This is a genomic window from Vibrio sp. 1401, assembly GCF_033340295.1.
This window is the reverse complement of the sequence record NZ_JAWOWF010000169.1, coordinates 1-952: the sequence shown is the minus strand read 5'-3', so window position 1 is coordinate 952 and position 952 is coordinate 1. Positions and strand designations below refer to the sequence as shown.

The 952-nt window shown below is 48.7% G+C and carries 1 protein-coding gene; it reads left to right on the top strand.

All coding sequences use genetic code 11. The features are described from left to right. Positions 1–952: DUF1254 domain-containing protein (locus tag R7Z77_RS24325; RefSeq protein ID WP_318136925.1), on the top strand; the 952-nt coding region annotated here is incomplete at both ends.

Genomic DNA, 952 nt, shown 5'->3' with positions numbered 1-952 from the left:
GCTCTAGCTGATGACTCTTACACCGCTCACCCAACCATTAATAACGATACGCTTCACCTTATGGGCTGGTTAGATGTTGCTGCAGAACCTGTCATTGTGAGCGTGCCTGATATGGATGAAGGCCGTTACTGGATCTTGCACACGATGGACATGGGCCATTACACCAACGCAGCGTTCAGTTCTCGTACTCGCGGCACAAAAGGTGGCCAGTTCATGTTTGCAGCACAAGATTGGCAAGGTGAAGTGCCAGCTTCTGTCGACGAAGTGGTTCGCGTAGACAGCAACCTTGTGAAGCTGATGGGTCGCATCATGGCAGTGAATGACGAAGATGCAAAAGTCGCGCTTAACTACATGGACCAATGGAACATTCGTACCCTATCGGAATATTTAGGTAAGAACGGGCCAAAACCAGTACAAAGAACGTACCCAGATCCAAAAAATTCAACATGGCTTGAACGCGTGAACTTCGTGCTATGTGATGGCTCGATGGGCAATGCAGACAAACAGTGGTTGGACAAATACCAATCTATCGGCGTTGAACCATGCAAAACTGACTTCACACCTGAGCAGCTAAAACTGGCAAAAGTTGGTGAGAAGAAAGGCATGGAACACCTCGTCGAACTCGCACCTAAAATGACAGATGCTCGTACGTTGCTTGGTACACGCGATACCTTGGGTGATGCGCCACGCGATATTTTTGCAGAAGGTACTTACCTTGGTCAGTGGGGCTTACCACCTATCGAAGCGTCTTACCGTAAATCAGATTTCGACAGCACTGGTCAAAAACTGGATGGTTCGAAGCATGATTACGTGATGCGCTTTAAAGCGCCGAACGTCAGCGAATTCTGGTCTGTTACTATTTACGGCAACGACAACCGTTTGATGGCGAAAAACGACCTGAACCGTCACAGCCGTGGCGACCGAACCATGAAAGCGGACAAAGACGGTTACT